Source organism: Rhodopirellula sp. MGV (genome assembly GCF_002251265.1).
Lineage (GTDB): Bacteria > Planctomycetota > Planctomycetia > Pirellulales > Pirellulaceae > Stieleria > Stieleria baltica_A.
Genome location: NZ_NPDI01000053.1, coordinates 92,648 through 117,958, shown reverse-complemented (window position 1 = coordinate 117,958; position 25,311 = coordinate 92,648). Strand labels below are relative to the sequence as shown.

General features: G+C 55.8%; 20 protein-coding genes. 11 read left to right on the top strand and 9 right to left on the bottom strand.

Annotated elements, in window-relative coordinates:
• Window positions 1-24: 24 nt before the first annotated feature.
• From CGZ80_RS19805 to CGZ80_RS19795, 3 genes are all read right to left on the bottom strand, one after another.
• Window positions 25-468, bottom strand: a complete 444-nt coding sequence (locus tag CGZ80_RS19805) for an A24 family peptidase (protein WP_158222788.1) — start codon at window positions 466-468, stop codon at window positions 25-27.
• Between the two features lie 100 nt (window positions 469-568).
• Entirely contained in the window at window positions 569-880 is a 312-nt protein-coding gene (locus tag CGZ80_RS19800; RefSeq protein WP_103296499.1) for a Flp family type IVb pilin, read from the bottom strand.
• A gap of 427 nt (window positions 881-1,307) precedes the next feature.
• Window positions 1,308-1,739 carry a hypothetical protein gene (locus CGZ80_RS19795; protein WP_094417412.1) on the bottom strand — a complete coding sequence of 144 codons (432 nt, stop codon included), beginning with the start codon at window positions 1,737-1,739 and terminating at the stop codon, window positions 1,308-1,310.
• Window positions 1,740-2,066: 327 nt separating this feature from the next.
• On the opposite strand from CGZ80_RS19795, the gene CGZ80_RS19790 reads away from it, so the two are divergent.
• The 3 genes from CGZ80_RS19790 to CGZ80_RS19785 all read left to right on the top strand — a co-directional run bounded on the left by CGZ80_RS19790 (window position 2,067) and on the right by CGZ80_RS19785 (window position 5,846).
• Complete coding sequence (locus CGZ80_RS19790) at window positions 2,067-3,602, top strand: arylsulfatase (protein WP_094417411.1); 1,536 nt, start codon at window positions 2,067-2,069, stop codon at window positions 3,600-3,602.
• Window positions 3,603-3,783: 181 nt separating this feature from the next.
• Entirely contained in the window at window positions 3,784-4,728 is a 945-nt protein-coding gene (locus CGZ80_RS28090; RefSeq protein ID WP_158222787.1) for a hypothetical protein, read from the top strand.
• Between the two features lie 20 nt (window positions 4,729-4,748).
• Window positions 4,749-5,846: a glycosyltransferase family 4 protein gene (locus tag CGZ80_RS19785; protein WP_158222786.1), complete on the top strand. Its 1,098-nt coding sequence runs from the start codon at window positions 4,749-4,751 to the stop codon at window positions 5,844-5,846.
• A gap of 161 nt (window positions 5,847-6,007) precedes the next feature.
• On the opposite strand, the gene CGZ80_RS19780 is transcribed toward CGZ80_RS19785, so the two are convergent.
• Window positions 6,008-8,164, bottom strand: a complete 2,157-nt coding sequence (locus tag CGZ80_RS19780; protein WP_158222785.1) for a diguanylate cyclase domain-containing protein — start codon at window positions 8,162-8,164, stop codon at window positions 6,008-6,010.
• 288 nt (window positions 8,165-8,452) lie between these two features.
• On the opposite strand from CGZ80_RS19780, the gene CGZ80_RS19775 reads away from it, so the two are divergent.
• Together CGZ80_RS19775 and CGZ80_RS19770 are read left to right on the top strand one after the other, a co-directional pair.
• On the top strand, window positions 8,453-9,001 hold the full coding sequence (locus CGZ80_RS19775) for an RNA polymerase sigma factor (protein WP_094417408.1): 549 nt from the start codon (window positions 8,453-8,455) through the stop codon (window positions 8,999-9,001).
• A gap of 5 nt (window positions 9,002-9,006) precedes the next feature.
• Complete coding sequence (locus CGZ80_RS19770; protein WP_094417407.1) at window positions 9,007-10,269, top strand: Gfo/Idh/MocA family protein; 1,263 nt, start codon at window positions 9,007-9,009, stop codon at window positions 10,267-10,269.
• Between the two features lie 77 nt (window positions 10,270-10,346).
• Here CGZ80_RS19770 and ykgO read toward each other — a convergent pair whose 3' ends face one another.
• Window positions 10,347-10,499 carry a type B 50S ribosomal protein L36 gene (gene ykgO / locus CGZ80_RS19765; RefSeq protein WP_094417406.1) on the bottom strand — a complete coding sequence of 51 codons (153 nt, stop codon included), beginning with the start codon at window positions 10,497-10,499 and terminating at the stop codon, window positions 10,347-10,349.
• A 322-nt stretch (window positions 10,500-10,821) separates the two neighbouring features.
• On the opposite strand from ykgO, the gene larC reads away from it, so the two are divergent.
• The 4 genes from larC to CGZ80_RS19745 all read left to right on the top strand — a co-directional run bounded on the left by larC (window position 10,822) and on the right by CGZ80_RS19745 (window position 18,206).
• Window positions 10,822-12,018: a nickel pincer cofactor biosynthesis protein LarC gene (gene larC / locus CGZ80_RS19760; RefSeq protein ID WP_094417405.1), complete on the top strand. Its 1,197-nt coding sequence runs from the start codon at window positions 10,822-10,824 to the stop codon at window positions 12,016-12,018.
• A gap of 174 nt (window positions 12,019-12,192) precedes the next feature.
• The gene (locus CGZ80_RS19755) at window positions 12,193-13,950 is read left to right on the top strand and encodes an efflux RND transporter periplasmic adaptor subunit (protein ID WP_094417404.1); all 1,758 of its coding nucleotides are present in this window, start codon (window positions 12,193-12,195) and stop codon (window positions 13,948-13,950) included.
• On the top strand, window positions 13,947-17,249 hold the full coding sequence (locus CGZ80_RS19750; protein ID WP_094417403.1) for an efflux RND transporter permease subunit: 3,303 nt from the start codon (window positions 13,947-13,949) through the stop codon (window positions 17,247-17,249). The genes CGZ80_RS19755 and CGZ80_RS19750 overlap by 4 nt, the downstream gene beginning before the upstream one ends.
• Before the next feature lie 207 nt (window positions 17,250-17,456).
• The gene (locus CGZ80_RS19745) at window positions 17,457-18,206 is read left to right on the top strand and encodes a PEP-CTERM sorting domain-containing protein (RefSeq protein WP_094417402.1); all 750 of its coding nucleotides are present in this window, start codon (window positions 17,457-17,459) and stop codon (window positions 18,204-18,206) included.
• Window positions 18,207-18,286: 80 nt separating this feature from the next.
• On the opposite strand, the gene CGZ80_RS19740 is transcribed toward CGZ80_RS19745, so the two are convergent.
• From CGZ80_RS19740 to mch, 4 genes are all read right to left on the bottom strand, one after another.
• The gene (locus tag CGZ80_RS19740) at window positions 18,287-19,648 is read right to left on the bottom strand and encodes a rhomboid family intramembrane serine protease (protein ID WP_094417401.1); all 1,362 of its coding nucleotides are present in this window, start codon (window positions 19,646-19,648) and stop codon (window positions 18,287-18,289) included.
• Between the two features lie 131 nt (window positions 19,649-19,779).
• A complete protein-coding gene (locus tag CGZ80_RS19735) occupies window positions 19,780-21,507 on the bottom strand; it encodes a fatty acid CoA ligase family protein (protein WP_233148538.1) in 1,728 nt (575 codons plus the stop codon).
• Window positions 21,474-22,415, bottom strand: coding sequence for a RimK family alpha-L-glutamate ligase (locus CGZ80_RS19730; RefSeq protein ID WP_094417399.1), 942 nt, complete (start codon window positions 22,413-22,415; stop codon window positions 21,474-21,476). The genes CGZ80_RS19735 and CGZ80_RS19730 overlap by 34 nt, the downstream gene beginning before the upstream one ends.
• Window positions 22,412-23,368 (bottom strand): methenyltetrahydromethanopterin cyclohydrolase, encoded by a 957-nt coding sequence (gene mch / locus CGZ80_RS19725; RefSeq protein ID WP_094417398.1) that lies wholly within the window; start codon window positions 23,366-23,368, stop codon window positions 22,412-22,414. The genes CGZ80_RS19730 and mch overlap by 4 nt, the downstream gene beginning before the upstream one ends.
• Before the next feature lie 295 nt (window positions 23,369-23,663).
• Here mch and def point away from each other — a divergent pair, with 295 nt between their 5' ends.
• Together def and fmt are read left to right on the top strand one after the other, a co-directional pair.
• Entirely contained in the window at window positions 23,664-24,248 is a 585-nt protein-coding gene (gene def, locus CGZ80_RS19720) for a peptide deformylase (RefSeq protein ID WP_094417397.1), read from the top strand.
• Window positions 24,249-24,307: 59 nt separating this feature from the next.
• Window positions 24,308-25,309 (top strand): methionyl-tRNA formyltransferase, encoded by a 1,002-nt coding sequence (gene fmt, locus CGZ80_RS19715; RefSeq protein WP_255407720.1) that lies wholly within the window; start codon window positions 24,308-24,310, stop codon window positions 25,307-25,309.
• Window positions 25,310-25,311 lie beyond the last annotated feature (2 nt).

The window sequence follows — 25,311 nt, the reverse complement described above, 5'->3', positions numbered from 1 at the left end:
GTGACACTGAAACTCAACTTGCTGCTAGGCCCAACCTCCCAGTTGCCCTAGCAAATTCGGCGAGAGCCAATGCGTTAGGACGCCGATGGCGATGGCCGGCCCATACGCAAAATCCGTCTGTCCACGCCAGGCGGCAATGATTGCCAGCGGCAACCCTGCGACTGCTGCCCACAGCGCCAGCGGCACAACGGCAGCAATTCCAAACCATGCTCCCAATGCCGCGAACAATTTGACGTCGCCACCACCGAATCGATCGCCACGGCCTACCAAACAACCAAGCAACAGTGCGGCGATCGCACCGATCACGAGGTGCCACGGTGAAACCGCAGGCCACAGAAACCAGATTCGGATTGGGACCATCACAAGGATGACGATCCAAATCGTGTCTGGGATCTCGCGACGACGTAGATCAACGATCGACGCGATGACCGACATCACAACCGGGAGTAGATCGATCCAAGGTGACAAGCTCTGTCTCCTAAAATGCATTGCCCGCCAACGTCAATCACGAAGGCAGGCAATGCGTTAAAGGTACGTCTGTGTGACGCCGATTGGCGTCTCGTCAGACTTACTCTGCTTCAACAACGAGGCTGCTGATGTTTTCGATTCCCAGGTTGCCTTCAATCGATCCTGGGGAAGTTGCATCAAGGATCAGCGCGCCCGCCGCATTGGTGGTCGTGGCGACCAATTTGCCGCTAACGATTGGGCCGGTGTCGTCGCTGTGAGCACCAGGAAGAGCACCGGCAACCGTGGCGATCAGGTCGGTCGTTTTGTGACCGAGGATCGCGGTGGCAGCCAAAGCGACCAAAGCGATACCGCCAACCAGAATGCCATACTCGACCAGACCTTGACCTTTCTTGTTACGAAGCAACTTACGCATGATTGTTTCTCTCTTGTAGAAAAACGGGTGTTAAAAAGGGATAGCCGCCTGACCAAGTCCGCGCGCAGCAGCGGCCAGCAAAACTGCGTGCGGTCGAGAACCGTCACGATCGCATCGAAGGCAAGTTGACCAATACTTGGCCCGCTACCATCCGGTGTCTTGTTCTCGAAAGTTTCGTTCAGTGCGAACGCTCACATCCCAGGACTGACGCTTGCATCACGAGTACGCGCAGAACCAGACAGGAGCTTTCGCAGATGTAAAAAGACGCATCCCGCCGCAACGCTGAAGTCAATCAGGTTTGGTCGGACCGTTGACCAACTCCACCGAAACGGCAGGACACGTTGGCTTGGTTAGTCCAGTGCGATGCACAGTGAGCATTGATGCGCCACGATCAATCGCGACACCAATTCACACAGGCGGATACGAACTACAGATGGCTCGCGGGTGGTCCGCGAAGTCGATGGACCGAAGCGTCGGTCGATTGCGGAGAAGTCGCATTCAGAGTCTGTGCGAGCTCTGTTTGCAGTTGCTGAAATTCGGGCAGATCCAACCGCCAGATCACACCATTGGGAGCGACCAAGGATTGGCAGATCGGACATGAATCAGAGTCATGACCATCACCGGAATTCGCGGTGTTCGTATCGGTTGATTGCTGATCGCCGTCGTGAGACGTTTGCTCGCTGGCATGATGACAACAGTGGTGTTGGCATGCGTCGAGTTCGATCGAAGCAGTACGACTGCTGACGTGACTATGCCCTTCATGTTCGCACCCGCCAACGTGCAGCCAAGCTGGGACATGGCCGAAAATGGCCAAGCCACAGAGCAAGCTGACAATAATTGGTCGGCCGAACGAAATCATTTGATTCGGGGGCGGAAGGGCAAGTTTTAAGAGTGGTCCGACCAAGGACGTTGAGAGAGCATACGTTCGTCAGATTCCTTTGGTTCGTCAAGGGGCTACAGACTTTTTCGAATCAGTTTCCGATTCGCTTCACGATGACGCAAAGCGTTGCCCATGAACCACTCCCAAGATCACTTCAGAGCGGCATTGCACCACCCACGAAACCAGTGGACGGGTGATGTGTCCGATCGCAGAGTTGTCTTCGCATGTGAAAAATTTGACAGCTCCATCGCAAACGCGGACACTGCAGCGAACTCGATTGAGCAGCTTGATCCCTAGGACCACTTCATGCGAAACGTCTCCCTACGATTACGACTCCACGTTCCGAGCCTGACCGCGATCGTCGCCTGTCTGTTGCTTTTGCAATGTGCAGGAACTCAGCTGCATGCCGCAACACCGAACATCGTGTTTATTTTGGCGGACGACTTGGGCTACGGAGAACTGGGGTGTTACGGCCAAGAGAAAATTAAAACGCCGAATCTCGATCGCTTGGCCGGCGAAGGCGTGCGATTCCTTCATCACTACACGGGCGCGCCCGTGTGCGCTCCGGCTCGTTGCACATTGATGACAGGCCAGCACCTTGGCCACGCCGAGATCCGCAGCAACCGAGATTCGGGCAACGGCAGAATCTTTCCAGGACAATTCCCGATCACCGCAGAGGTCGTGACGATTGCCGAAGTCTTGCAGCAAGCCGGCTATGCGACCGGCGCTTTTGGGAAATGGGGGCTTGGGCCATCGAACACCAGCGGTTCACCAATCAAACAAGGCTTTGACCGTTTTTATGGTTACAACTGCCAACGAAACGCGCACAGCTATTACCCGATGTTTCTTGATAGCGATGAACGCGAAGTCCGCATCAACAAGTATGCGATTCCTGGCCACGACACCAAACCAGAAGGCGACGTTGTTGCGGATGACTACCGCTCGGCAAACTATGCCCCCGACTTGATCCTTCGCGAGGCCCTCAAGTTTCTTGACCAAAACAAAGCCAAGCCGTTTTTTCTGTATCTGCCTTTCGTCGAGCCGCACGTCTCGATGCAACCGCCGCAAGAATGGATCGATCGCTACCCCGAGGAATGGGATGCGGACAACGGCGTTTATCGAGGTGACAATGGTTACCTGCCACACCCCAGACCACGCGCCGCCTACGCCGCGATGATCTCTGATCTGGACGAGCACGTTGGTGAAGTGCTCGACCGCTTGGAGAGGCACAATCTGGTTGACAACACGATCGTGATCTTCACTTCCGACAATGGCCCAACCCACGGAGGGCGAAACCCAAAGTTCCACATTGGTGGCGCGGCGTGCACGTTCTTCAACTCCAACGGCGGACTAAAAGGTTTCAAAGGCAGTGCTGATGAAGGCGGCATTCGGGTGCCATGTATCGTCCGTTGGCCCGGATATGTGCATCCTGGCACGACCAACAATTTACCCAGCTACTTTCCCGACTGGTTCCCAACGCTCGCCGAGATCGCGTCGACCCCGCTACCGAACACCCAGCTTTTGGATGGGATCAGTTTGGTCAGCTTGCTCGAAGGTCAGCCGATGGAACGGGCAAAGCCATTGATTTGGAACTTCAACGGCTACGGTGGGATCGTCGCCATCCGTGAAGGCAAGTGGAAAGCGATTCGCAAGGACCTGCTGCGCAAACAGCCCGGTGATTGGGAACTGTACGATCTGGAAACCGACCCAACGGAATCCGACAATGTGGCGACGCAAAACCCAGACGTTGTCCAGCGACTGGAAGCGGCATTCCGAGAGGATCGAACGGTCGAACCAGACTTCCCGATGCCAATTTACGACCGTCACACGGGCGAATTTTGATCAGCCAATTCCCGATCGGAATGCAACGATTTTATGCCTTAAACGTTGGGGCGAGACGACAATTCCACAGTGCCTCGATTCGCGTAGCTTTTCGCGTTCACCTGGATTTTTGGCGGCTTACGCTACAATTGCCTTTGGCCATGTCGCGGATGGCCAGTCAATCAAACCGTTAGGTGCCCTGATGCCAACTACATTCGGATTTGCAAACGTTTCGTCACTAAAGAAATTGTTAGTCGCTGCCGCAATTTTGTGTGCGTGCTCGACCAACGCGGACGCACAGCGTTATCGACGTGGATTCGGACCACCTAATCGAGGATACATTGGCCCCGGGATGTACTTCGGACAACTGCCGGTGTCACCTCCATTACCATCGCAGCCAAGCGGCGTGCGAGTTCAGACGCCGTTTTTCTCACTGAACGTCGCTCCTGATTCGACAATGCCGCCGCGGTACCAATACTCACCGAGCTATCACAGCTACCGACCGGCCTATCGATACGGGTACGAATACACCCACGTTCCGCCATCGTATCCGCCCAACTACCGAACGCCGGATACGTTTTACCGTTACTCAACTGAATACGGTTACTCGACTGACCTTCCGCCATATGATGGCACCAACCCGAGCCTCGTCCCATCAGAAGTTCCACTTGGGCCGATCGAACCGGTGACACCGAACGCGATCCCGAACGAAGCATCTTCTTTGGATAGCCTTCGTCAATCGGCGATGACCTTGCGATCGAAGCTCGGATCACGAGGGGAAGAGGGACAGATTTGGATTGATTACCTGCGTCTTGATCCCATCATTGATGCTGCGGAAGTGGGCCGAATCACTCCAGAACTCGTCGAGACGGTGAATCGGTTCGAAGGTGTATCAAGAAACCCTGAGTTACGTTGGATGCAACTGACAGCTGGGTTCGATTCGACCTACCGTCTGCTCAATCAATGGGTTGCCTACGAACCGCTCGAATCGACTCCCGTAGATCAATCCATGCCGAAACCCATCCGCGGCACGGAGACTGTGCCTCCGGAACCCCAACCGCCGACCTCACCAACGGCTTATCCCCGATTGGGCGAAGAGTTATTGCCCGAACCAATTCCGACGCCGACGGAAAGCGAACCGATCTAGTTTTGGAACCTTCTTCGTTCGTGAAGCCTCGTAAAATTGCTTGCTTTATCCACTCGCTCTCCGGTGGTGGCGCCGAACGGGTGATGGCTGGCCTGACTAATGACCTCGCCCTGCGCGGACACGACGTGGCGCTCGTCACGTTGACTCCAGACAGCGATCGGAACCACAAGACAATCGCGCAGGTTCAGCGCCACTGCCTGGATGTCGACTCGAACGCATGTTCGCTGTTCGCAAAGATCCGACAGGTACGAAAACGGCATCGTTCGATCGCCGATGCAATTGACAGGATCAAACCCGATGTGGTGATTTCGTTTTGCGACCGAACGAATATCGATGTACTGCTTGCCAGTCATCCAGACGGCCCTCCCGTGATCGCCTGTGAACGCAGTGATCCGTCGGCGCAATCGCTGGGGCGTTTCTGGGAACGAATGCGACGGAAGAGCTATGCGAAAGCTCGTTGTGTTGTTGCATTGACTGAGGCATCCGCTGGCTACCTGGAAGCGTTCGCTCCTCGCGTCGTCGTGATCCCATCGGCGGTCCGAGCACCCGACTTGGTTTCTGATCGCAAAACGGCACAAGCGAATCGATGTATCGTTGGTGCTGGGCGACTTGAAAATGAAAAAGGCTTCGATCGACTGATCCGTGCGTTTGCGGTCGCTACAAAAACGCATCCAGACTGGACCTTGAAAATCTATGGCGACGGTCGGCTGCGCGACGAATTGCGAGAATTTGCCGCGACGCTTGGCATCATCGACCGCGTCGAAATGCCGGGTTGGGTTCAGCCCTTAACCCCCGAACTCGCACAAGCGTCGATCTTTTGTTTGTCCAGTCGCTACGAAGGGTTCCCGTCGGTCCTGTTGGAAGCGATGTCCGTCGGTGTGCCGAGTATCAGCGTGGATTGCGAAAGCGGGCCCCGTGCGATCATCAATCACGAACAAAACGGTTTGTTGGTCCCGGACCAAAGCGAGGCCTTGGCGGCGGGACTGCAACGCATGATCGCGGATGACGAGACGCGCGAACGTTTTGGTCACGAAGGTCGAAATGTCACGCAGCGTTACGGATGGGATGCGATGATCGACAGCTACGAAAACTTAGTCGCTGAGGTTGCCGCACGCTGAAGCCGCAAATCGCTGACTTATGACAGCGATTTTTGTTGATGGCTTGGATCAGGATTCGCTCGGCAGCAATTCGCCCATGAGGTAGCAACGAAAGCTTGCGATCAATTCTTTTGCGGCGTCTTTCAAATCACGGCGTCGACGATCACGGTTCCGTACAGGCTTCAGTTCGATATGCACTTTTGTGAAGCACGCTTGGTTTGCGTTCTGAGACAGCATCTCTCTTGCTGTGCACCGCTAAGCGTCAGCACGACATGGAAAGTGATCTTGTGATCCATTCGTCGCCGACCGCCTGGCGCCGGACGAGATGTGACTTTGAGTGACAGCTGGTTTTCAGCAACGTTGACGATTTCGGCTTGGTGATCGGACACAAAGCCGCGTAGTTTTTCGATCGCCAAGTCGACAGGAACAGGCATCAGGATGTCAACGTTCGTCGAAGTGCTATCGTCGGCACCTGTCAACCAATCAAACCAGCCGCTCTTCTGCGGTTCCGATTGGAATTCAGACATCTTGCCGAGTCCAAGCTGGACGACTCGGTTTCGCCCATTGTCTTTTGCCTTCAGCAGCGCGCGATCTGCGCGAGCCAAGATGGTCTCGGGACTGTCGCCAGATTGAAACTCCGTCACACCAAAACTGGCGGTGATGCATTCGCCACCCAGCGAATCGACAGCGGTTTCCTCAAGAGCTTGACGGATCACTTCGGCTCGCTTCGCCCCCGTCGCGTTGTCACAGGAAGCCGCCAACAACAGGAACTCTTCCCCGCCGTAACGTGCAACCAAGTCTCCGTCGCGGCTATGTGCCCGCAAGATATTGGCGAATACCTTGAGCGCATCGTCGCCGGCTGGGTGACCGTAGGTATCGTTGATTCGTTTAAAGTGATCGATATCACAGATCACAAGAGCAAAGGTTGCGCCGCCTTTGGCGGTCTGCTCAACGAGCTGCTGGAGTGTTTCATCAAAGTGTGCTCGGTTGGAGACACGCGTCAACGGATCGAGCCGTGTTTGCATGTGCAGGGAACTCAACCGCCGTTCCAAGTTTTTGCGGTCGGACAAGTCGTGGATCACGACAACGGTACCGATCGAACCGGGTTGCAACCCGCTGACCGGGGCAACCTCGACATGGACGGGAAGTGGCTCGTTGCCGGGACACTCGATCACCATGTTACGGCGAACAGGCTCGCCAGTTTGCAGACACTCTTGAAGCGGGCAGACGGATTCTTCGTCGCGATCCCGATCTGCATCTCTCATTCGTAAAACTGAGGCGGAAAGCTGTTTGCCAACCATCGCTTCGGCAGGAAACCCAGTCATGCGTTCCATCGCACCGTTCCAGATTTCGATGTTGCCTTCGTTGTCGGTGTAGGCAACGCCGTCTTTGAGCGATTTGTGCAGTTGGTGATTGAACAAGGTTTCTCGCCGAACCGTCTCGCCTTTGTTTCGCTTTTTCGGCTCACTCGAAAACGAAGTCGAACCGGTCCAATACTCGCTGGAAACTTCCGGACGAAGCTGCTGCAACCAACGATGAACCATCGTTCCTTGCAGAATCTCAGGCTTCAGTTCCAAGAGACGGCTAAAGTCTGCCACCAGCGTCGGATCAAATTGAGTGCCGCTGTTGCGGACGAGTTCGGTCAACGCGCCATCACGGCTCATCGCGGCTCGATAAACTTGTTCAGTTGTCATCGCGTCGAATGCGTCCGCGATCGCGAGCATCCGAGCACCCAAGGGCAACGCTTCTCCACGGGGCGCCTCATCGTCGCGACGACTGTCGAACCAGACATTTCCGTAGCGAACGATGTCCAATAATTCGACGTCGCTGGTGCAGCCTTGCAGGATTTGACAGCCCAAGGCAGGGCAAGTGTCCATCACGAGCTGCTCGTCGATGGTTAATTTTCCTGGCTTCCGCAGGATCCGGTCGGGGATGCCAATTTTGCCGATGTCGTGCAGCAATGCCGCGACTTCGATTCGGTCGCGCTGATCCGAGTCCAACCGCATGGATTCGGCCCAGCTGCTACAAAATAGCGCCACTCGCAAACCGTGAGCTGCCGTTGCAGAGTGCTTTGATCGGAGTGCGAAGTACAGTGACGTTGCGACCCCAAGTCGGACTGCCGCCAGACGATTTTCGGCGATCAAAATCGGGTCGTCACCAGGCGCTGTGCCCGCCTCGCTCGACACGGCATTCGCGGCGAATTGCAGGTTTGCGAGCATCGCAGCGATATCCGGTGCTGCGGACGAATAGGCAGACGGTTCGATGGTGGGGCTGCCTCCGCCGGGGTTCATGTCGTCAGCGGACATGCCGGTACTTTGCAGTCGGGTTGGTTGATTCATCGGGTCAAACAAGGGAACAATGCGGCTGGATTTCCTAATGAAAAAACATAGGTCACACCCAAATCCTTGCTTCATTTTTGGGGGTTAGCCCTCGCCGACACGCTAATCGGAATAACCGGATCCCCCCGATCGTGCCAAGGTGTCAGATCACCGTCGGATGACGATCGAAAAGGTTGCGATTCGCCCCTCGCGTACCTAGGATAGAAGCAGTCTGCTGGGCGAAGGATGTCGCCGGAGAGATACGCAGCACCCCGGCTTTTGACGAGCCTCTCCTTTGGTACCGGCACCGTGAGTCTTTCAGAGATAGATCGAATACTGCTTCAACAATGCATCGATGGAGCTCCGCGCGCCTGGCAGGACTTTGTCGAGCGTTTTCTCGGTCTGGTCATCCACGTCGCCAACCACACCGCCCAAGCGAAGGGCATCAAGTTGGACGAATCGCTGCGTGACGATCTGGTCGCAGAAGTTTTCTTGGTTCTGATTTCAAACGACCGTGGCGTGCTTCGTCGATTCCGCCGCAACAGTTCGCTTGCGACGTACCTGACCGTGATCGCTCGCCGTGTGATTTCTCGCCGACTTTTCGATTTGGTCGGTAATCAGGAGATCGAGGTCGACGCTGGACATCAAAAGATCGCGTCGCTGGCAACTCGGATCGAAAACCGCGAGGAAGTGGAACGCCTTCTTGAAAGGCTAGATCCTCAGGAATCGAATGTCGTCCGCATGTATCACTTGGAAGGCAAGAGCTACCACGAAATCAGCCAAGTCGTGGGGCTCGCAGAAAACTCGATCGGACCGCTTCTCACACGCGCACGCCAAAAAATGCGAGAGGGTGCTTAGGCCCAATGGCAACGAACAAGGACGCGTCTCATTTTGCACGCCGCAGCTTTATCAAAGACGGCGGGTTGATGATTGCCGGCGGGGCGATCGGAACCTCGATTTCCGCTCCCGATACTGCTGCCGCAAAGACACCGAACACTTCGTCAACGCTTGAGCCAATACGCATCGGTTTCTATGGCTGTGGACGTCGGGCGAAGGAATTGGCAGACGCCGCTCTGGGACAATCACAAGTTTCCGCTGTCGTGACCGGTTTAGCTGACCGTTTCGGATCACAAACCCAATCGATGTTTCGTATGTTGAAAGGGCGTCATGCATCCGCAGTCGCCCCGAATTGCGTTCGTGCATCGGGGCCGGAATGCCTCGACGAACTGCTCCAATCCGACACCCAAGCGGTTTACGTTGCAACACCACCAGTCGATCGGGCCCAAGTCGTTCGCCAGTTGATCGGTGCCGGAAAGCACGTGTTTCTCGAAAAGCCGCTTGGCAGTGACCTTGCGGATGTCCTGTCGATGTCGCCGCTCGCCGCCCAAGCCCAACGACAAGGATTAACGGTCTTCGCCGGCTTGCAGCGTCGATACGACCAGCGACTCGTCGAAACCATTGGGCAATTGCATGCCGGACTGATTGGCGAACCTGTTTTTGCCAAAGCCTACTGCAACGGGGGCCCTCTGCGAAAACGCTCGAACCAAGCGAGCGAATCCGACGAAGACTATCGCCTCAAGAACTGGAATCATTTCCTTGCTGCTGGCGGTGATTTCTTGGTCGAACAGCACGTCGCCGGACTTGATGTCGTCCACTGGGCACTCGGCCGAACGCCGATCGCCGCACAAGGCCAAGGCGGTTGGTCCGAATCACGAACCGAACAGCAGGTCGCACAAACCGAAGTCTTCGATCACCAAACGGTCGAGTTTGACTTCGGCGACGTTACGCTGCTTTCCCAATGCCGCCGTGTCTCCAAAGGCTGGAACGCAGTTGGCGAATCGATCCATTGCACCGAAGGCACACTGGACTTAGCTGCTGGAAAAGCGTACCGCCGAAACGGTGACTTGATTTGGGAAAGTCACGTTCAGTCGACGCCTAAAGCAAACACCGAAGCTCAGCAAATCGCGTTCTTGAATTCAATTGCCGAGGGCGACGCGAGAATCGAAATCGAACAAGCTGCCCAAAGCACGCTGATCGCACTCCTGGGACAACAAGCGACCCTCAGCAAACGCCGGATCCGCATGGACAAAATGCTGGAACAGGCGATCGCGGCGATGACTGCATAGCGCAGCAAAAAACCGGGTGAACGACTGAATCAGTCAATCACCCGGGTTTGCTTGTTCTGCTGAACGCTGGCGATGGATTAGCGACGGGTCTTTTTGACCTTCGCTCCACCTTGGCGAACTTTAAATTTAGGGTTGCTCTTGCAGATCACGTAGACGCGACCACGTCGTTTGACGACTTGGCAGTCGGGGTGACGATACTTGAGAGCTCCGATGCTGCTGACAACTTTCATTGGGCCTGGTTCCTGTCAATCGCGTCCATCGCAATTGAATCGGACGCTTCGAAATCGATTTCGACCTTCACCACATTCCTCGTTGGTGAAAATCGCAGCAATTGGCTGATTGTGAAGGTCGCAGAGTATAGCGGTCTTAAAAATAGGTTCAACGGCAAACACGCGTCTTGTGGCGCAAAGTGACTGCAAATGTCGGTTTATTTGCCTGAACCTACCTGCCCCATACTCCGTCGCATGGGGGGACTTCCCCTTTTTGACACAGCTTCTAATCTGTCCCGCATCTTCAGAACCTGGCGGTGCACTCTTTTGGAACGGATGCTCGATGACCAAAACGGCCTATTTTGATTGCCTGAGCGGAATTAGCGGCGACATGACCTTGGCGGCATTGATCGACCTGGGGGCTTCGGTCGAGCAAATCGAATCGTCACTGCGATCGATGGGACTTCCCGATCTGTCTCTGACGGCACAAGACGTGAAGAAATGTGGTTTCCGCAGCAAATCGATCACGATCGGGCACCCACCCCAAAAGGCCCACCGGCACCTCCATCACATCCACGACATGATCGATGGGGCCGGGGAAATCGATGCGGAAGCTAAATCGCTCGCTAAACGAATCTTCGGCCACGTCGCCGTCGCCGAGGCAAAGGTTCACGGGACGACCCTTCAGAAGGTCCACTTTCACGAAGTCGGCGCGATTGACTCAATCGCTGACATTGTCGGCGTCTCGATCGCAATCACCTCGCTTGGTATCCGCTCGGCGCTCGCATCGCCCGTCCCAACAGGGACCGGAACGATCACAATCGACCACGGAACGGTCTCGGTCCCTGCGCCAGCGACCGCAGAAATTTTGCGAGGAATTCCAATTGCCAGTTCCACGATTGCCCGTGAACTGACAACACCAACTGGCGCGGCAATCCTGAAGGAGTTGTGCGTTGGCTTCGGCCCCGTCCCCGACATGACGATCGAGGCGATCGGCTACGGCGCCGGGACAATGGACTTGGACGGACAACCAAACATTCTGAGGGTGCTTGTGGGAGAATGCGGAACACAACCCTCGCTGCAAACTCACCAGTCGCTCCAACATGACCACGTGGTTGTATTGGAAACCAATCTTGACGACGCAACGGGCGAACAAATCGCGAACTGTTCACAACGGTTGCTTCAAGCAGGTGCCCTCGACGTCACCCAAACCGCTTGCACGATGAAGAAAGGTCGCAGTGGCATTTTGTTGTCGGTCATTGCACAACCGGATCGACTAGGCTTGATGGAAGAACTGATCTTCCGGCACACTTCGGCAATCGGAGTCCGCCGCCGAATCGCCGAACGCGACATCCTGCCGCGACGGAACGTGTCCATCGAAACACCACTTGGTCGAATCGCCGCGAAAGTTGTTCGATTGCCCAACGGTGACGAACGCATGAAAGTCGAATCCGATGACGCCTACCGCTTGGCAGAGGAAAATGGCTTGACCTGCCAAGATATCCGCCAGATCGCAGAACAAAGTTTCTCGGGAAGTTAACGAGCAATCCCGAACTTGGGATGCCATACAACTGGCAACAATCTGTATGAATAAAGATGCTCATCACCGAGACGGTGGTGGGTTCGATTACCTTGAACTTTTGAACGACCGACACGGGATGTGTCGACATCGAATACGAATTTCTAGCTATTGACGCACATCAGCGATAACCGGATGGACTATCCAGCGACGAACGATTCCGACGCCGGGCACCGATCCACGATCGAGTCTCCCGAACCGAACAACAACGCACCAACCCCAATGTCTGAACCGACAACACCGGGGATCAACACGCCCCACCAATCCGATCGAACCAAACCGGTTCGCATCGACCAATGGGTCCTGTTCAATATCGCCATCCCAATCTTGCTGATTTTGGGAGGCGTATTCGTTTTCAAGGTGTTGGGCGAAGCAACAGCCAAACCGCTTCCACCACCAAATACGTCGCCGGACGCTGTGCTCGAAAGCCTGCCGATGGTAGCGACCGAACAGATCGAATCGCTCGAAGCCACCGGGCAACAGTTGGAACTGGTGATCGATGGCACGGTTGTTCCCTATCAAGAAGCACAGATTTCGGCCGAAGTCGCAGGACGCATCATCTTAAAAAGCGAGACGTGCGAGGCCGGTCAAAAGGTCCGCAAAGGCGACTTGCTGATGCAGATCGATTCGACGGACTATGAACTGGATGTCGAGCGACTGACCCGCCAACGGGAACAAGAGTATCGTGCGCTCGGAGAAGTGGACCAAGAGATCATCAACACGCAAAAGACGCTTGATGTTGCCCGCCAAGAAGTTCGCTTGCAACAACAAGAGGTCGAACGCCAACAACGATTGAGTCAGTTCGGAAGCCAAAGCGAACTCGATCGTGCGAAAAGCAGCTTGTTGACCGCGACACAGCAATTGCTCAGCTACGAAAACCAAATCGAAACACTCCGTCGGCGACGCTCGAAACTGGAGGCGACTGAGCAACTTGCGGCCACGCAACTGAAGGTCGCCGAAGTCAATTTGGCGCGCTGCAACGTCACCGCACCGATTGACGGTGTGATCGTGAGCGAACAAGCCGACGTGAATAACTTCGTTAGCCGCGGCAACGTTCTTGTCACGATCGAAAACGTGAGCAAGTCCGAAGTCATCGCCAACATGCGAATGGACCAGCTTCAATGGGTGATCGATCAAAAGCCTGCTGACAACTCAGCTTCTGGCGACGACCCAAATACACTCACCGGGTACGACTTGCCCGACACCAAAGCGATCATCGAATACTCGGTCGCGGGGCGTGAAGGTGCGACGCATCGCTGGTCCGGCACACTGGTTTCTTACGACGGCGTTGGGATCGACCCCAGTACCCGGACCGTTCCCGTTCGTATCGTCGTTGATGACCCGGCTCACTATTTCGACGAAGACGGTCAGCAAAAACAAACCAATCGAACGTCAAACTTGTTGCGTGGGATGTTTGTCAGCGTTCGTTTACAACTGCGGCCGAATGCGGAGCTCGTCGTGATACCGGCGCGTGCTCTGCGTCCGGGAAACCGTGTCTGGAAATTCCGCCCCGACCCACGCGTCCTGGATGAAGCCGTTCTAGCCGCCCAAGAGAAGGCGAAGGAAGCGGAAGCCGACACGGCGACGACCGCCGCTGTCACCGAAGTTCCCGAAGCCGAAGACGCCCCCGAAGCCGGCGAAGCCTTCGATCCCAAGAAGTGGACTCCCGGACTGGTCGCCTATTCGCAAACAGTTTTCCCCATCGAATCACTGCGGTTAGCTGAAAAGAAGAAACGCGACCCGAACTTAGCGCCATCGCTGCAGACGGCCGATCGATACTGGGTTTGTGAAGCCAAGCGTTCGGACCTCGACAACGGAGACTTCGTCGTCGTGTCACCACTGGATTCCATCCCACCAGACGGACTTGCCGTGAGGGCGGAGTTGACGCAATGAAAACCGCAGTCAAATGGGCGATCAGCAACGCGCCCGGAATGAACGTCCTGATGGTCGCCTTGATGGCGATCGGCGGCATTTGCCTGCTCCGCATGCGCCGCGAAATGTTCCCGGAATTCGAACTCGAAGTCGTCATGGTTTCGGTTCCCTATCCCGGTGCGACGCCCAAGGACAGCGAAGAAGCAATCTGTCAAAAGATCGAAGAAGCGATTCGCCCAATCAGCGGCGTCAAAAAAGTGACCTCGATCGCTCGCGAAGGCGGCGCGTATGTCTTGGCGGAGTTGCGATCGGACGTGCGCAACGTTCAGAAGGTCATGTCGGAAATCGACCGTGAAGTCGACCGCATCCCGAGCTTTCCCGACCTTGCCGAAGATCCGCAAGTCCAACAGATCACCTTTCGCGATGCTGCGATTCGCATCGGAATCGTCGGCCCGAATATCCGCTCCCGTGAAGCCGAATTGCAACTGCGTGAAATCGCCGAACAGGTCCGCGACGACGTGCTGATGCTACCAACGGTTTCGACGGCGTCGATCATGGGAACGCGTCCCTACCAAATCGATGTCGAAATCCCCGAAGCGACTCTTCGCAGCCATAGCCTGACGCTGGACCGAGTCGCCAACATTATCCGCCAACGCAATGTTGAATTGCCTGGCGGCCAAATGAAAACCGAAGGCCAAGAGATTTTGTTGCGGGCGAAAAGCAAAGGCCGCGTTGGCGATGAGATTCGTAAAATCCCGTTGGTCACGCGTGCCGACGGAGTCGTCCTGACCATTGGGGACCTCGGCCAAGTTCGTGACGAATTCGAAGACTCCACCAAGGTCGGCGAAATCAACGGCGAGCCGGCGATGGTTGTCAACGTCGAGCGTTCGAAAAGCGAAGACTTGTTGGCGATGGTCGACGATGTTTACAAATACGCCGCCGAAAAACAGCTCCCGGCCGGCTACCGATTCGAAGTTTGGAATGACACCAGTACCGAAGTCCGCGGTCGGTTGGACCTGCTCAAACGCAACGGCCTGCAAGGTCTGGCACTCGTGTTTTTGGTGCTGACGCTGTTCCTTGAAATGCGTCTCGCGTTTTGGGTCGCGTTGGGAATCCCTGTTTCGATCTTAGGTTCGGGCGCGGTCCTTGCGTTAGGCGACCAAACGCTCAACATGCTGTCGCTCTTTAGCTTTCTGATGGCGCTCGGAATCGTTGTCGATGACGCGATCGTGATTGGCGAAAACATCCACGCGCACAAAGCGATGGGTAAACCGCTTAAGCAAGCTGCCTTGGACGGAACCCTGGAAGTCTTTCCGTCTGTGACCGCTTCGGTTTCGACAACCGTCATCGCTTTCGCACCGATGTTCTTTGTATCCGGCGTGATGGGGAAATTCATGGCGGTGATTCCGCTTGCCGTGATCGCGATGCTGCTGATTTCGCTTTGGGAAAGCATGTTTGTGCTGCCCAGCCACCTCTCGCACACGCACACCGGATTCTTCCGATTGATGTCGATCCTGGTTTATCCGTTGCGACCGATTGGATTGCTGCTCGGTTGGCTCGGACATCGGTTTGCGGCTGCACTCGATTGGGTCTGCGAACGTCTGTATGTCCCAGCGCTTCGGTTTAGTCTTCGTCACCCGGTCGTTCCAATTGCCGCGGCAATCATGTTGGCTATCGCCACCGCCGGGATCGTACGTAGCGGCATCGTTCCGTCGGTGTTGTTCCCCGAAACCGACAACAATTTTTTGCAAGCGACGATCACTTTCCCCGATGGCACGCCGGGCATCGAAACCGACCGCGCGACGAGGCGAATGGAAGAAGCGATTCGCCGCGTCAGTCGTCGTATCGGAATGGCTCGTGCAAAAGAGGAAGGCACGACAATCGAGGAGATTTATCCGAGCAGCAGCGATGTGATCGCCGGCCCAGTGCGTTTGACATTCCGTGAAGTTGGCAACAAAACCAACACGCAAAACCCAGTCAGCGGCGGCGGAGGATCGAGCAGCAACGTTGGACAGATTTTTGCAGAGCTTTACGACACCGAAATCCGCGACATCCACAGCAAAACGTTGCTGGCGATGTGGCGTGAAGAGGCAGGCGACTTTGCCGGATCCGAAAGTGTCACCTACGGCAGTGTCGGCGTCGGACCTGGCGGTAAAGCGATCGAATTCAAGTTACTCGCTGATAGCGCCAACGAAGCAAGCCTGATGGCCGCCACCGAAGCGGTCAAAGAAAAGTTAGCGACATACGACGGCGTGTTCGACATCGCCGACGACAACACGCCTGGCAAATGGGAATATCAATTCCGCGTCAAGGACAACGCGGTCGCAACCGGGATCACGGCGTCCGACTTGGGCAATACCGTCCGGAATACGTACTTCGGTGCCGAAGCGATGCGACTGCAACGCGGACGTCACGAAGTCAAATTGATGGTGCGGTACCCCGAAGACGAACGACGCTCGTTGGTTAACTTCCGTGAGATCCGCGTTCCGGATCCTGCCGGAAACGAACACCCAATCGAAGAACTGGCCCACGTCGAATTGAAACGCGGCTTCAGCGAAATCAACCGCGTCGATCAATTACGCTCGATCACGATCACCGCCGACCTGGATTGGCAACGTGCCAACGCGAACTTGATCATCGCAGATCTGCAAAACAACTACATGCCAGAGATGGCCAAGACCTATCCTGGTGTCGACGTTCGTTGGGAAGGCCAAGCGGAACAAAGCCGCGAATCAGTCGGCAGCTTGATGCAGGGTTTTGCGGTGGCAGTCGTGGTGATGTACGTGCTGCTGGTGATCCAGTTCCGCTCTTATATCCAGCCGATCTTGATCTTGATGATCGTACCTTTCGGAATGATCGGTGCGGTGTGGGGACACGCACTGCTCGGGTTGCCGCTGACGTTCTTCAGCATGTTTGGACTGGTCGCGTTATCCGGGGTCGTGATCAATGACTCGATCGTTCTCATCGACTTCATCAACGCCCGTGTCCGCGCGGGGGATCCCCCATTCGAAGCCTTAGCCGAATCAGGGCACCGACGTTTCCGCCCCATCATGCTGACCAGCCTGACGACGATCGCAGGCCTGATCCCTCTGATGCTGGAACGTTCATTCCAAGCCCAACTGCTGATTCCGATGGCCGCGTCATTGGCATTTGGCTTGGCGTTGGGCACGACGTTGCTGCTGTTTTTGGTCCCGGTGTTCTACTCGCTGTACCTAAAGTTCCACCGTATTTTGGCAGCCTTTTTTGGTCTCATCATTGAGGAGAGCGAAGAGGATCCGGACGCCCCACCCAATCACTCGGGCGTCCCAGATTGGGTTTAGCGTGACGGTGCCCCGTCAAAGTTTCGATGCCAGCCACTTTCCCCCGGGAACCAAGGGACGTTTGCTGCCCCTTGACCACGGCTGGCGTTAAGATTTAGTGAACAAATAATTTCGTTGGATTGTAATGATTGAATTGGCAATCCAACTTTTTAATATCTGATCCTGTTCTAAAAATAACTGCCTTTTACGCAGCAATCAGGTTCAGAAATGCTCAAACGAATTTGCGTCGCGGTCATCGCTGCGGCTCTCCTGCAGACAAGCGCGTCCGCGGAAGTTGTCTTCAGTGACGATTTCAGCTACGCCGATGGCCCACTTGCTGGAAACGGCAACTGGGTTGGCCACAGCGGTACTCTCCCATTAGATGTCGTCAGCGGAGCTGCCGTGATCAATCACGGCTCTGGTTCACGACAAGACGTCAACTGGAACTTCGCTGATTTCAGCACTGGGATCATCAGCTACCAATTTGACATGGTCGTCGACTCCAGTGGACCGTTTGGCAGCGGCACCGACTTCGAGTACTTCGCTCACTTCGGTAACACGCCAGATGGTGGAACGACAGTTGACGGTGGAAGCTTCTCCGCACGACTGGATATCACCGCTCCAACAAGCACGGGCGACTTTTCAATTGGCATTTCAAGTGCCGAAAGCACCGCAGACTTCACGACTGCACAGGGCTTCACATTTGGCTCGGTTGTATCAGTCCTAGTCGACTACAACTTGGACACGCTCACCGCTTCGCTGACGGTTGGCGGCGAAACGGTAACGGGCCTTGTTGGCGATGCAGCACTTCCGATCAACACCTTTGCACTTCGTCAATCGACTTCATCGAACAATGAATCGGTTACGATTGACAACTTGATCGTCTCCCATGTGACCGCGATTCCTGAGCCCAGCTCCATGCTGGCTTTGGGCGTTCTTGGCGCATTCGGCGCTGTCCGTCGTCGGCGCCGCAAGTAAGCGATTCGACGCTTCTTCAAATGATTCAATCGAAACGCTCGCTGGGTTCCGGCGAGCGTTTGTTATTTTGAAACAGCCCCTTAAACGGTCTGCTTGAACTTGCAAAGCAGTTCGTCACGGCGGCGGATCACTTCAGGAACCACAACTGGCTGATTTGGCTCACTGGGTGGAGGAGGCGATTCGATTTGCTCGAGTGTCTTGATTGCCAAGTCCGACCGTTTCATCACCTTGGCTTGAATTTGTGCCAACGTGATTCGACCTTCATCCATCATCGGACCCTGCTTTTCGATCAGCACCATCAGCGGGCGAATTGCATCGGTCCACTGATTCGCTTTGCCAAGCTGTTTCGCAAAGGCAATCAGTGTTTGCTCAGCGATACCGTGAATTAGCTTGGCCGAATCGAGAGCTCGAAATTGCCGTTGCGCCTCGATCATGTTGCCGGCTTTCAAACTTTCGCGAAACACAAACGCCATCCGATTAAATTCGGGATCGGCTTGGCACTTCAATGTCAACTGTTCGGCGACGGTTTGATGCACCCGCTTGTATTTTCGCTGCTGCTTGCCGCGTTGCAGCTTGCGTTTTTCCTGACGTTTCTTGCGGTCTTCCTGGTACGACTTTGCGACTTCTGGGATGGTGGTTGAACCATATCGAACAGCGTTTTCGACGTCGCCGCCCTCGAGTGCCAACGCACTGGTGACCGGGTCGAAGTCGTCAACGGTGCGCGTCTTGTCTCGCTGCCGCTGTTTGTCGCTATACAGAATCGGATACTGCTTCAACCAATCGTTGCGAGACACCGCATCCCATCCTTCACAGTCCACTTGATCGGTCCGCAACAAATACGCCCCGGCCAGAAACCCTAGCGTGGCGCCGAGAACGTGCCCCGTCGCGGCGGTGACTTCGAATCCAGAAATCGCGACCCCCAAAACATCGAGCGCGATAAAGTACATCGAAAACACCGCGATCGGCGTGTCGATTCGCCAGACGAATAGCAACCAATAAACTTCATTCTCGGGTGCAAACAGCAACGCGACCATCATCAATCCGGCAATCGCGGCCGAAGCTCCCACACCAGGGATTTCGCTCCCGGTGACATAAAGGCCGACCTGAGTGATCGCGGCGACTGCGATGCCCACACCGAAGAAAATCGCGGAGAACCGCAGCGACCCTGCTTTGCCTTCGACGATCAAACCGAACACAAACAGGAAAAACATATTGCTGATCAAGTGCGCGATATGCGCATGAATGAACAGGCTGGTAATCCACTGCAGAGGGTTGATCTGATCCGGCATCAGCATCAACCATTGGATGTCTTCGAAACTTAGCGATCCCGAGAGAACGCCGATGGTGATGGTGAAGAACGCAATGACGTTGATCGCGATCACGCTGCCGGTGACGATCGGCCAATGATAAAGCGGCGTATCGGTGCTATACGGAATGATCATCACAGGCCTCGGCGTATCGGAGCGTCCACGCCCACGATCATCAGCGATCGGACTACGGGCACCCCACCTCGGCACTTATCGTACACCAATCTGGCGCGGGACTTTGGCAATCGACCTGCTTTTTCCGAAAGCTATTGCTCGCCGTTCAATTCCGCCGCCAAACGCTCGCGAAAGATTTTGCTGTTGTGCCGAATGTCTGTTGGCAAAGGCTGGTCACGAATCACAACGTCAGCGATCCGGCAGGTGATCGGGTTCAACGAAGCCAGTGTACGCAGTTCCTCGCACAACTTTTCTTTTTCAGCTTCCGTCTTCGGCCACGCTTCTGGGACCGGCTCCACCAACACCACCGGCGTTTGATTCCCTGGCGTCCCACGGCCAACCAATGCACAGCGATAGACACCGGGGTGCGCGTTGAAGATTGCCTCGCAAGGAACGGTGTACCACGTCTTTTTGCCCTGCGTGACGCGGTGGGCTTTTCGACCACAAAACCAGAATCGATCCTGACGATCCAAGTATCCGACGTCACCCATGCGGTGCCAAACGCGATCGCCATCGGTGACTTTATGAAGCGCATTTTGATCAGCACGCACGACATACTGCGTCGTCACCATTGGGCCGCTGACCATCAGTTCGCCAGTCTTGCCTTGTGGCAGCTCCTGGACCTGGTCCATCGACGCGATCGGTCCGTCGTTGATCGCGATCACTTTCCACTGCACGTCATCAAACCTTGTCCCGACGCAAACGCCTTTACCGCGCACCGACGCTGGGCCAGTTTCTTCGATAATCTGACGCGACTCAATTGACGCCAACGGCAACGCCTCGGTCGCACCATACGGCGTGTAGATGTCAGCGTCCTCGTGCAGAAGTCGCCTCAACCGCTGCATCGTTGATGCCGGGACGGGTGCACCCGCGGAAAGGATTCGCCGCATGCTTGGGAACGGGTCTTGCACCCCATTTTGCTCACACCAACGGAGTACCGTGTTCCAGAGCGCTGGCGAACCGAACGATTGATCAACCTCCCATTGCTCGGCTGCTTCAATCAGACGAACCGGATCGACATCGGCGGGCCGCGTCGGATCCATGTCAGGGATGATCGTGGTGACGCCCATCACGGCATCAAACAAACCGAACAAGGGAAAACACGCTAGATCACGAGAACCGCGATGGATGTCGTACCGCTCGCGGATCCGGTCGATTTGTGCGTGGAACGTCCCGTGCGTGTACAGCACGCCTTTGGGCGGACCGGTGCTTCCGGTGGTAAAAATGATCGCGGCAGGGTCAGCACGTTCGACCCGCGGTAGCACTTGCTTTCGCGATTCACCTTCGCCGGGTTGCCCCATTTGCTTGATTTGATCGAGCGTTTTTCCGCCCCAGAACAATCGCCGACCGACGGTGACATTCCACTTCGCCGCTGGAAACTTGCGTTTCAGAACGGTCCGGATCGCCATAGCCTTGGTGATCCCGACAAAGCCATCGGGTTTTGCATCAGACAAGCATTTGATCAAGTGTTTCCGCCCGATGCCCGGATCGATCAAGATCACCGTCACGCCAGATTTCAACAGCGCGAAAACCAACTCGATAAATTGCGCACCGAACGGGACCAACATCGCGACGCGCATCCCGGGACGGAGTCCCCAACGGACCAATCCCGCCGCGATCGCGTCGCTTTGTTTTTCAAGATTATCGAACGTTGTCAGCGAATAGCTTCGCGTCCCCTCTTTGGTCCGCGGCCCACAAGGTTCTGCGATCGCGATTCCGCCGGGTGCTAGCGAAGCGATCACTTCTAACCTCGAAGCAACATTTCCGTCTCGAACTTGGCTGGCCATTAGCGTGTTTGACTGGAAAGGTGACGAAGGCATTCGACGATCAGTTCGGCGATGTTTTCGCCACAAACCGACTGGGCACCTTTCCAGCCGGGGATCGCGTTGACTTCCAAGAATAACGGCGGCCCTGCCACATTGTCGATGATGTCGACGGAAGCAAAATGCAAGCCAAGCTTTCGGGCGATCTCAACGGCTTGGCTGGCGAGCAAAGAATCCGTTTCGATCGCTTCGCACTTCGCCCCGCTGGCAACGTTGGTTCGAAAAGACTGGTCGTTGCTGCGACGGAAGCTTAGCACCCGTTCGCCAATCACCAACAATCGGGTGTCACGACCACCTGGCGGTATGAATCGCTGAACGATGATGATCGCGTTCAATTGCTCGAGTGTGGAAAAACAAGTCCATGCAAGCTCGCGGTCGCGGACCCGCATCACCCCCCGCCCCTCGCCACCAAAGACCGGCTTGACGATGCAGTCGCCCCCCAGTTCAGCGAAGGCTTCCAACGCGTCTTGGCGATTTTGTACGACACGAGTTTCTGGAACCGGAAATCCGGCCGCGGCCAAACGCATCGTTGTGGCGAACTTGTCGATCGCCCACTCAAGTCCCCGAGGAGGATTGATCATCGCGACTTGTTGTCCGCACTCGCCGTCAACGATTCCATGCAGCACTGCCAACCGATACGTCAACAATTCCATTGACGCCGCGGGCATCGTACGGGTCAAAATGCCATCGAACGTATCGATCCGCCCGGCGGAACAGTGATTGTAAGTTTGTCGATCGATCGAGGAACGGAGCGATTCATAGGTCGCCGATTGAAAATCACAACCATGGCGATCACAAGCGGCACGCAACTGATTCACGTGCCAACCAGATTCCGGGCCCAACATTAGAAACCGAGCCGACTTCACGGCGACCATTCGGTGGGCCGCCTGAGCTGAATCGGTCATTTCAAAAACGACTCACGCAGCACTTCGGGGGCAAGTTTACCAGCCCGGAACGAACGTCCGCTTTGCAAGCTACAAATCGTCACGACGGCGGGACTGAACAGCGATGGATCGACTTTGTAAAAATCGAAATCGTAATCCGCAAAGATCTTTGCAAACGGTCGACCGTAGTCGTCGGACGAACCGCTGGGCACTCGCCGGTAAACAGCTTCGATTGCATCATCGTCGGCATCAACGTAAAGCGTCACCTCCGCGCCATACAACATTGCGTCGTTGGTGCGGCCGATTCCAGAAACGATGTCACCACGCTTGGCTGGCGGTGGCAACGGCGCAGATCCACAAGCGCTGACGATTGACGCGACGTCGAATCCCAACTCGTCAATTTTATGAAGCGCGGTTTCGATGCTGCGGGCCACCACTTGGATCGACCCGGAAAGCGTCGTGCAAGGTGCGATGCAAACCTTGAGGTGCTCCACCGAAATCCCAACCTGATCGGCGACATGGTCGATTACCGCAGGGGTTGGCAACGTTTCCGATTCGAGTACCGCGATCGCGATCGATGCTTCGGTGTCGCGAAGATTGTATTTTTCCAAAACGGCTTCCCGCCCACGCAGCATGCGAGCCGGGCCGCTTCCCATCGCGAAGTAGTCATCCACTTGGACTGGCCAACCCGCGTACTGACATCCCAAACAGGCAATCAGCGGCGCATCGGTTTGAACTAGCACTTGATTGGAGGACGCAAAGACTTCGGAGTCACAGGCTGCGATGCGCACATGACCAAGCCCCCCCATACAAACCCTTGCGAGATCACGACCGGCACGCGCCGATCCGAGTGTTTCCACGCCAAAGTCATAGACCGTCGCGCCGCCAATTTCGCGCGTGCACACCCGGCTGATCGGATCGGCGACGAGCCGGTGCAGCAATCCGATCGCATTTTGGTTGGGTGACACTTGCATGGACGGTCTGAGCGGTAAATCGAGAAGCGGGCGGTCGATCAGCAGAGTGGAGGAGGGAACCGACAATATAGCCGCCGATCGTACGCTTGGGCGTGGACCTTGACCGAGGCAAAATGCGGTTGCACCGATCCTGGCAAATGCGAGTCGGAATGTCGAGGGGGCACCTATGCCGTGGTCAAGACCAAATGGGAAGCGATTTCAAGCTGCGATCTTGCCTTCACCCGACTGACAAGACGGCATCAATCGGTCATTATAGACGATCCCAAACCGACCACTCTTTCTCATTTGGAACGTCATGCCGCTCGAAGTCATCCATTATCCCCACCCCACGTTGCGTTACGTCAGCAAGCCGATTCGCAAGGTCGACGCCGAGCTGAAACAGATCGCTCAGGAGATGCTGGACCTGATGTACGAACACAACGGTGTCGGACTGGCTGCCAATCAAGTCGACCTGCCCTTGCGAATGTTCGTCGCAAACCCGACCGGACAACGCGGCGAAGGCGAAGAGTACGTGATTTTGAATCCAGAGGTTCAGCGTCCCAAAGGCAACGAGACATCCTCCGAAGGGTGCCTGAGTATCCCTGGCGTAACCGGTGAAGTGATCCGGCCGAAATCGATCCGGATCAGCGCGTACGATATCAACGGCAATGCAATTGATACGACGATCGAAGGGTTCCTCGCCCGCGTCTTTTTGCACGAAATCGATCACCTGGACGGCATGATGTTCTTCGACCGAATGAAAGATCAGTCGCGTCAGGATCTGCTCCCAGAACTGGAAGAGTTCGAAACGGACTTTCGCTCCAAACAATCGACCGGCGCGATTCCGTCCGACGAAGAACTGGTCGCAAGACTGAGCAAGTGGACCGACAAATACTGCTGATCGCACGCCCCACTTCCCAGCTTTCGCCGCACCTCTCCATTTGTCGCAGCGCTTGAATCGTGAGCACACCGAACGCACTCAAAATTGTTGTTATGGGGACGGGCCCATTTGCCGTCCCTAGCTTTGAAGCCATCCGGAAATCCGGTGACTCGATTGTCGCCGTCGTGACGAAACCGGAACCGCCGGTAAAAAGCCGCAAAGGCCCGCCGCCCGCGCCGGTGCGCACCTGGGCAGAAGAAAACGGACTGCCGATCTTCGATCCGATGATCATCAACGACGATGAAGCGGTCCGCAAACTGGTTGAACTCGCGCCGGACTTGCTGGTCGTTTGCGACTACGGACAAATCCTGAAACCACAGGCCTTAGGTGTCGCTCGCCTAGGTGGCATCAACCTGCACGGCTCATTACTGCCAGCCTACCGCGGTGCCGCACCAGTCCAACGTGCACTGCTGAGCGGTGATCCTGAAACGGGTGTTTGCGTCATCCACATGACGCCCCGCTTGGACGGTGGGCCGGTGATCGCCAAAACCGCGACAGCGATTACGCCGGACGAGACCGCGGGCGAACTCGAAGAACGCTTGTCCGAACTAGGCGTCGAACTGGTGATTCAATCGATCGACCAGCTTCGCCAATGGGACGGCGAACAGACAATCGGCGAGATCCAAGATCCGGAGCTGGCAACGAAGGCACCACGACTGAACAAACGCGAAGCACAAATCGATTGGACATGGCCGCGGGCAAAGATCGATTGCCATGTGCGTGGCATGCAGCCTTGGCCGATCGCGTACTCGGAGATCGAAGTGCGATCGGGTAAACCCGCTCAGCGGATCGCCGTGCTGGCGGTTTCGAACGTTGAGGATGCCGACATCGAAGACGGCTCAAATGGCTTGGTGCCAGGACAAGTCACCGGTGGCAAGGACTTGGTCGTCTGCTGCGGTGACGGGCTTCTGCGAATCGACTCGTTACGACCGGCGGGGAAGAACCAAATGTCTGGTGAGCAATGGATGCGCGGGCATCAATTGCAACGCGGTGTCGCATTCGAATTGCCAACCTTCGAATAATC